The sequence below is a fragment of the Chryseobacterium sp. GTID13 genome, assembly GCF_056172655.1.
The window spans coordinates 1,100,831-1,110,057 of the sequence record NZ_JAOCMB010000002.1 but is presented as its reverse complement, the minus strand read 5'-3'; the positions used below and the strand labels follow the sequence as shown (position 1 = coordinate 1,110,057).

General features: G+C 39.2%; 4 protein-coding genes. All 4 read right to left on the bottom strand.

Features of this window, described 5'->3' with window-relative positions; genetic code table 11:
- Positions 1-33: 33 nt before the first annotated feature.
- Positions 34-360: a VanZ family protein gene (locus N4G44_RS05580; protein ID WP_474925002.1), complete on the bottom strand. Its 327-nt coding sequence runs from the start codon at positions 358-360 to the stop codon at positions 34-36.
- A gap of 25 nt (positions 361-385) precedes the next feature.
- Positions 386-763 carry a glycine cleavage system protein GcvH gene (gene gcvH / locus N4G44_RS05575; RefSeq protein WP_040993778.1) on the bottom strand — a complete coding sequence of 126 codons (378 nt, stop codon included), beginning with the start codon at positions 761-763 and terminating at the stop codon, positions 386-388.
- 129 nt (positions 764-892) lie between these two features.
- Positions 893-2,095 (bottom strand): hypothetical protein, encoded by a 1,203-nt coding sequence (locus tag N4G44_RS05570; RefSeq protein ID WP_474925001.1) that lies wholly within the window; start codon positions 2,093-2,095, stop codon positions 893-895.
- Between the two features lie 123 nt (positions 2,096-2,218).
- Positions 2,219-9,184, bottom strand: a complete 6,966-nt coding sequence (sov, locus tag N4G44_RS05565; protein ID WP_474925060.1) for a T9SS outer membrane translocon Sov/SprA — start codon at positions 9,182-9,184, stop codon at positions 2,219-2,221.
- Between the last annotated feature and the right edge of the window lie 43 nt (positions 9,185-9,227).

Sequence of the window (9,227 nt, the reverse complement as noted above, 5' to 3'; positions counted from 1 at the left end):
TTATAGTATATAAGGATGGTAAGATCTTTTTGGCTAAAAAAATCGTTTGATGAGTGCTTTATATGTAGAATATCCAAGTAGGCACCCTATAATATCTGCCACGATATCTAAAGTTTCCATTGATCTTCCTAAGCCCATTTCTTCCTGTAGAATTTCGGTAAGGAAGGCATATATAAGTATGATCTGGAAAAAATATGAAAATTTGATTTTGGGAAAGGTGGCAATGAAGGAAAAGCCCAGCATTGCAAATATGCTCACATGCAAAACCTTGTCGATACCATTGAACATAAACCAATATTCATGGTTTTCTTCACCGGGCTTGAGAAGCATATAAGTAAGAAATGCCCAATAAATGGGCAAAATCTTACTAAATATTTTTGAAATATTATCCAATGATAGCCTGGTATTCTTCTGCAGTAAGTAGTTCTGAGTGATCTGCACCATCAGCAAGCTCTAATTTAATGATCCATCCGTTTCCATAAGGATCTGTATTTAAAAGCTCAGGCTGATCTTCCAACTCGGAATTAAACTCAATAACTTTTCCAGCAACAGGTAAGAATAAATCTGAAACCGTTTTCACTGCTTCTACACTTCCGAAAACTGCTCCTCCTTCAAGATCATCGTCTACGGTATCTACATCTACATATACGATATCGCCAAGTTCTCCCTGTGCGAAGTCTGTAATACCGATGGTAGCAACATTACCTTCAACCTTGATCCATTCGTGATCTTTAGTGTACTTTAATTCTGATGGTGTATTCATTTTAAATTTTATTTTGTACAAATGTATTCAAAATAATAAAAGGTTCAAAGAGGTAATGAATATCTTGATCAAATTTTGGATGGAAAAGAAAAAAACGTTCGTGAACCAGGAATTAAGCCTACTATCTTATTACTTTGTTGTAGCTTTTAATTCTTTAATTTCTTGTGCTAACTTGTCATTATTTTCCTGAAGCTTTTTAAGCTGCTTATTTTGCTCAATGGTATATAATGTAAGTTCCTCAATTTTCTGGAGAAGTTTAATCTGAAATTCTCCGATATTGACTCCTTCTTTCTCCATCTGTGCTGCCGATGCAATTTCAGGAAGGTGCTTTTTTTCTTTAATGTGTTTTTCTACCTCATCTAATTTTGGCAGCTTATAATTTTCATCAAAAACAAAATCAGCAGTTGGGGTTAATGTCACTTTCACTTCTTTTGCTTCAAATTTTCCATATAAAGCCATATTACCATCGTCAGAAAGTTTTAATCTTGAACCATACATTGTTCCATCATTTGAATAATTCCAAAATTGTAGAGAATTACCATAGCCTCCCGTCATATTATATATAGCCCACTTTCTGGCAATATTGGAGGATGTTTTTGTAGAGTTTTCTAAAATAAGCACACCTCCTTCATTTGAATTTGCCAGAGAAGAGAGCTGACCGCTGACTTCAAATTTGTCTCTAGTTAAAGTAGCTATGAGTTTCCTCTCGTCCGTATTAGATACTAAATTAAAATTAATCTGATTCTCCAATAATCGCATATAAGAACCTCCTACATTTGTGTTAATACGAGGAAATATTTGACCATTAAAATAGTTTCTTATATTGTTTCCAATTCCTACACCTGTGTATGTTTCTTGTGGCTCTGAAGCCCAAAACGACAAATTAGCAGAACTGTTTCCTCCATCACCTGATGAATGTAGTAGAATTGTAGAATTTTCATGATTTCCAGAAACGGTTAGCTTTTCAGATGGGGTTAGTGTTCCTATACCCACGTTACCAATTATTGTTTGTTTACCTGTAAAGTCATTTGCACCTTTGGTTGCCAGCTCGTTCCAAGAGTTCCAAACATTAAAATCCCCATTTCTGGTTCTAAAGGATATATTATTTCCATTATAAGCGGCACTAATTTGCGTATCGTACTGGTTTGCAAAACCTCCAAAACTTATTAGTGAACCATTCCAAGGTGTTCCGGAAGTGGCATAAGCAAAAGTATAGCCTCCTTTAAAGCTATCAGCTGAACCAGCCGTTGAAATTGATACTGTAGGAGACAAACTCTGTGCTACAGACATTATTGATATTAAACTAAAAAAGGATAGAGTAATTTTTTTCATTCAATTTTTTGCGATAAAGATACCATATAAACCAAAGTATTCCAAAAAACGTGAATTAAAACTAAAATCCCCTTCTTTTAAAGAAAGGGATTTTTATTTTAGCAATTATGTATTAATTTTTTCTTAGAAACCACCGCCTGAATCTCCAAATGTAAATGTCGCGGACAGACCAGCTCTAATGGTAGACAGCGGGAATGCCGTTGATATTTTGTATTTGGAAGTCATCTGCTCATAGAATACTCTCAGGTTCAGATTTTCAGATACGTTGTAGTCTGCAGAAAGCTTTATATTCATCAGCTTCTGACCACCTGTAATCTGTGAATCATTTAACAGGATATTCATGATGGACGTTTTACTGTCTCTTAACGAGATATCTCCTCTAATGTTAAGGTCACTTCCTTTTCCTCTCGAACCTCTTGTATTGGCCATTCCTAATCTGAAGTTCTTAACAATATACCCAAGTCTCACTACATATTCGGTGTTGGCATCTTCAGTAAGGGTGTGGTTTACCAATCCTAACATCAGCATTCTGTTTCTGTTATACTGAAGTCCAAACTGCATGTTGTTTCTCATGGTAACATCTATACCGATAAGCGGTGAGAATGATTCTACATAACCAACCTGCGAGAAGGTAAACGGATTGATGTAATCATTATTAACATCAAATGCATTTCCTCCTGAAATCCTGTTAAAGTAATCAATACTTGACTGGATACCGGTTGCCGTATAGGTAGCTGTATATCCGTGCTGAATATCAAACTTAGCAAACTGACCGTTAATGATCGGAATATTTCTTAAACCTGAATAGGTAATTTTCCAGTTTGGAATAGGAAGTCCCGCTTTTTTGGCATTTCCGATCTGTTTAACAGATTTTCCTTCCACTGCCGCCCTGAATGCAGGAATCAATACATAAGCATTGGCAATACTGTAGTGGTCTGCAAAACCGTCATCGTTCAGTACTTCCCCTATTCCCATCTGCTGGGAAAGTATCATGGCATTTTGTCTGATTGCCTGGTAAACAGCCTGGGTTTCTTTAAATGAAGTTTTAAGAAGCACGACCGAATTGGAATACGTTACCTGATCATTGGCAAATGTATAATCGTGATTGGCCGTTCCCAGGTTATTCCTATTATTAAATCCGGATTGTGAGAAGTTTCTGTTATAATTATGCAATGCGCTAAGATCAATCCTGAAATCATTAATCGGAACGATCTGTAAATTGGCCCTTAATTCTCTTATCGACATCTTCACATATGGATCTGTCATATAAGGGGAATCACTTACCCAGCCATTTTCGAGCACCGTTCTTCTGATATCGGCCTGAGATCCTAAAAGGAATCCGATGGTAGGTCCGCCCAATGTCTGACCATAGCCGTACATATTAGGTGCTGAAAGCAGCCCTGGAAGTACCGTTCCGTTATTTTCAGTATAATTAATATTTAACTGCTTGAACGATGTCAATGCAAAAGCTGCACTCTGCAATAATGTCAGTTTATTTTTGAACTTATAACCTTTATACCTGTATCTTTTCTTCTCCCATTGCTGTGTATAGATGTTGTTCAATGAATCGATCTCCTGTTTACGCTTCTGCAATTTTGCAGAGATATTCTTGAAGTATTTAAACTGTCCGAAGAACTTAGGAATATCTGCAGTAGCCGTAGCCTGAATCACATTTGTATTCTGGCCTACGGAACCTAGGCTTCCCTCAGGACTCGAAAGAAGTGCTGTAGATCTAGCATTCCAGTTATAGGTAAGCCCATATCCAAGCTCTGCCTCAATGAAATCCAAATACGGAAGATATTTGAACGGCAGCTGGTAATTAAGCTGTACCCTGTGGTTATACAATACCGGTCTACCTGCTCTGAACACATTTCCAAAGATGGATTTGTCATTCATTCCGTTTACGTCTACATTATCGTTAAGGGTTCTTGTAGCAGAATTAATCTCCAGGTTTAATGATTTGGTAAATTTAAATCCTAAGCCATACTGCCATCCGAAATAGAAGTTTCTGTTTCTGATAGGAGCAAAACTTTCACCGGTATTTCCACTAAGAATTGCTTCCACATTTCTGAACTCAAGTTCATTGTAATTTCTGTCTATTTCCGTTCTGAAAGATAATCTTGTCGGAATAGGGTTGATATTGAATTCTTTAATCCATCTCAGATATTTTGTGGATTTTGCCGTATCACTGATCATTTTGTTGAATGGCTTAATTACCCATGGCTTGAAGGTGTAATTATAATCAACATATCCTCTCAGATACTGTCTGTAGTTCTTAGAAGTATAAATATCCCTGTAATAATCATCGTTATACACTGCAGTTACAGAAACGTTCTCAATATCATAAAATCTAGGTTTTTTATTTGGATTTACCCTTTCTTTATGCATATTCACTACCCCTATACTTCTTTGCTGTGTATATGTTCTGGCTACTTTCTTAAGCTGTTCTTTGTTCGCTGCCTTGCTGAATTCCACGTCGGTATCAAGAGGGTTGTATTTCGGATCCTCTATGGTTTGCGAATAGGAATAGTTTAAAGGAATTTTCATTCCGCTTTTTTCAGGAAGGAATTTATCTACGTTGACAGCGGTATTGATACTGAATGCTGATTGGGTAGACTGATTTCTTTCTGCCGGTTTGGAATCTATATTACCAAAACCTACGGAAGTATAAGATGCATTTGTATTAACAGTGGCAAAGTCTCCAAGGTTAAAGTTCAAGCTTGCATTCCCTGCATATCCTCCATCATTTTCAATTTCGGAAAGACGGATTTCGTTTACCCATAGAATCCTGGTAACGGAGTTTGAACGGCTTGTATTTCTTACCCCGATCATAATAGTCGTGATATTCCCTAAACTTGGACGACCTTTGATATAAATCCTTTTTGACTCATCTCCAAAGTTAGGATCCATAACTCTGTCCACAATATTGGATGAGTTTTTATCTCTCCTGATTTTGGCATCTACAAAGTTCTGGATTTCAAAATCGACATTGTTTTCAAGTGGCCATATTTCTAAAGGTGTCGTTGCCGTTCTAGGAGTAAGCATCATCTGAGATTCGTACTCATAATAGTTGTCTGTAGCATCACTTCCGAAACGGATAAAGAATTTAGATTCGGAATCGATACCCTGGTATCTGTCAGTAGGATCCTGAGCATGTACAAAAAGTTTAAGCTTTTTATATCTTCTCATATCCAGAGTGGTGTTTTTGAATACCCCTCTTGCTTCTCCTGCAAGATTATCAACCTTCATATAAAGTGAAGCTTCATTCTGTCTCTGTGCTCCTGCATTTCCACTCAATACCTGTCTGTCGATTCCCGGAGGAAGTACATAAGGGGGCTGGTTTAATGCATTTTCTTCAATATTCACACTTCCTACTTCGAAGTTATTATTTTGCACTATTCCTACTCCTTCCTGCTGAGAAGTTACTGTAGGGCTGAAAATCTGATTAGGATATCTTCTCCAGTCTGATCTTACAAGGTCCATGGTACCGAATCTCAAAGTAGAAGTATTCTCAAAACCGGCAAGCATTAATCTCGCAAATCTTACGTTATTAAGTACAGACGCACTTCTTTCTCCTTCCGCATCGTTTTCAGCATATTTAGAAACTGGAATTCTGAACAGGTACCATTTCACATCGGAAGACTGTCCGTTCTGGAAGGTAGCTTTTACTGTTTTTACATCTACGATATTGTTTTGTCCTAAATTAAGACTTGGCTTATCTAATTTTACAACGTATTCATTATAGCTTTCGGTCTGGTCAAGGTTATAATCTTTGTTGATATCTTCCGCATCCGGAGTCTGGGAAGCTACTTCCAATGAATTGGCCTGTGAGTTTCCTTCCGGGTTTCTGAAATATTTATATCTCTGAACAAGAGATGCAGCCTGATCTCCGGTAAATTTATCTGACATGAAGAATACAAAGTCATCCACTGCAGGGTCTACCAGATTGGTAACCGGGTTTACAAATGTATTTCCAAATCTCATGGCTTCCTGATCAGAACTTAAACCGTCATAACCCAGATCCTGAGATCTTCTATCATCGCCTTCACTTGAAAACGCGTAAAGGATTGGCGGCTGTTTCGGCTGTACTCCCCAATTTGATGTAGTGGTGGTAGATGGAGCTCCCGGTGTCGGAAGACCGTTTTCATACTGCATTTTGCCATCTTTCAGGATATCTTCGGAAACGTTTCCTAATTGAAGTAAAAGTCGGGCATTGTTTCCTAACACACCACCATCTGCATAAGGATCCATCATCCAGAATTCAACATATTCTATATTCGAGTTAACGAAATTGGAAACACTGATCGGTCTCATGATCCCCGCCCATCTGGAAGCTGCTGTTTCAGAACCAGGATTAACGTTATAAGGACCTTTTTCCTGAGGATAATATGAAATATCTAAAGTATTGGTGAAGGTCTGTTCACCCGCAACAAAATCTCTGTTGTTATAAATTTCGGAATACTGAACTCTTCTGGATGCGTGATTGGAAACAGACTGTGCAGTAATTCCCGCCGGTGCTCTACCTCCTACTCCCCAGAATCTCGGGTCAATGTTGTACCATGATAAAAGTCCTCTTCCGTAGCCGCTTGTCAGGGCATCGTCACTTGGTGCGCCGTTAAACGGAGGGGCAAGGTTTTTCTCCGGTCTTGAAGCTAAGCTCCATGCTGCCGGTTCTTTTAAAGATATTTTAGAGGTGGTTTGTTCGAAATCGTCTACATAGGATTGGTCATTCGTTCCTTTATTCAGTCCCGGAAGCAGGTAGGCGGCTTCCATTTTGAAGTTAAGGTTGGATGGGGCTTCAGTGTTGATCAATGGGATTTTATCCGTCAGCCTCGTAAGGAAAGGAACCTGATTGTTATACATCATATTGATTCCTGCCATTGTATTATTAACAGCTTCCTGCCCATAATTTACTTTCTGGGTAAGCGGAGATTCGGAATAATTGACAACGGTTCCTCCTAATATGAAGTTTTCACTGAATCTTCTTTCCAGGTTTAATCCTAAGAATCTTTTTCTCTGGGTATTAAATGTAAGCTGGTTTTCCAGTGAGATATTAATGGCCTGTCCGGATTGTTTAACATTTTCGTTGATGATGGTTACCGTTCCCAGCATATAATCTACGGTATAGTCTACTCCTTCTGTCAGCTGAACACCATTTGCAGAAACTTTTACAGATCCCTGAGGAACGTTTACAGCACCAAGGGAAATCCCCTGTCCCTGTGTTCCTTTATACCGTCCTTCTATGGTATATCTCTGCGCAAGATTGCTGGAAGATGCTACCTGTTTCTGCTGTTTATAGAGATCGGTAAAGACAAACTGCGGATCATTCCCGACCTGCCCCTGCATGAAGCTTCCGAAAGGCTGTACTTTGGTAAAGATAATTTTTCCTGTTTCCGGTCTGATGGTAATTCCGTTAACAAAGTCAAAAATACCGTCTCCCAGTACTCCACCGCTGGCCTGTATATCACCGTTCACATTAAGACGGTCCCAGTTAAGCAATTTAAGTAAGTTTTTATCCTGAACACTGGTCCCCGGAAGGTAGTTAACCTTACCGCCTGTTTTCGGATCCCGGTAGAAAACATTCAGGATGAATCCGTCCTGTGCTACCTGTCCTGCATCCAGCGAATAGATGTTTTTCATCATCAGGTCCCACATAGGAGATTCTGTATTCACTTTATTGTTTACCCTAAGAACTTTGGTTACCAATACCGGGCTTTCTTCGGAGAATTCCCCTACTTTATAGACTTTATTGGTTCCATCCGTGAAGGAATATGAAACAGCTAAAAGCTGATTCTCGTTCAGCTTCTGGTTTAATGAGATATATCCTAACTGAGGCTGCAATGTATATTCGTTTGCATTCAGCCTTCTTGCTTTTGTATTAAAAATAAACTGTTCTCCGTTATCGTAGGGCTGTGTACTTCCCGGGAACATCTGCCCCTGAAAAGTAGTTGCATAATTTTTCCCTGCCTCTCTTGTTCCTACGGCAGCATTAACCGACTGGTACAATCCGTTCTGTGAGTTGTCCGGAAGTCCTGATGCTCCTTCTCCCAGATCCCTGATCCCGATGATACTTTTCTGGTAAGCAAGATTGCTGTTTCCCTGGTCAAGTACCCATACTTCCAGTCTTGTGATATTGACCGTGGAATTGATCTGCGGATAATTGGCCAATGCATTGTCGTAACGATCCAGGAAGTAATGGCCCAGGAAGAAGTGCTGGTTGTCTTCGTAGTCAATCGCGTTAACCTTGAAGTTATTCATGACACCACCGCCCTGTACTACAATATTTCTGGCCTCTCCCTGTTGTTGGGAAAGAACTACTGTCCCATAAGTTTTTCCAAGCTGGAATTCTGATTTTACCCCGAATAACGACTGTGAACCACGGATAAGGCTGGTAGAAAGCGGCATATTAACGTTACCGAATTCTACTCTTTTGATAATTTTATCTTCTCCTCCGGCACTCGGCTTGTCTACTTCACCAAGGCCTTTGGTCTGAAGGTCTTTCCAGCTTCCTTTTGCCTGCCATACGAGGTTCATTCTGTTTTCGAATGCAAAACCGCTTTGGGTGTCGTAGTTAGCTTTCAGCTGGAGGTTTTCTCCTACTTTACCTAACAATCCCAACTGTATCCTCTGGTCTATATCAAAGGTAAAACTGGTTCTGTTCTGAGGTAGAATCAGTGGGTTATCTATTTTCTGGTATAGCCCGGCAAAGTCTAAAGAGGCATATCCTGACGGGATGATCTCTATTTTATTGCTCCCGAAAATAGTTTCAAACAGCCTGTTGTTGATCGTTAAAGACGGAATGAGCCCTTTCTTGCGGGCATCAGTTCTGTCTCTTCTGTAAAGGAGACTGTATTTATCGGATTTTTCTTTGTAGTAAGCTTTTGACTGCGTTGCGAGCATAAATTCTTTATACTCTTCGGGAGACATCGCTGTAGGAGGTCCTGTGAATGTATTTCCAATTTTAGGATATACATAATACATTCCTGTTTTTATATCGTAATAGGCTTCGTACCTCGTGGGATCGGCCAGTTGATAATCTTTCTTTATGATCGCAGTATCACGCACCTGTGCAAAGGCACTTACTGACATGCACAGGAACGACAGGAACAAAAATATTTTCAGATGCTTATTA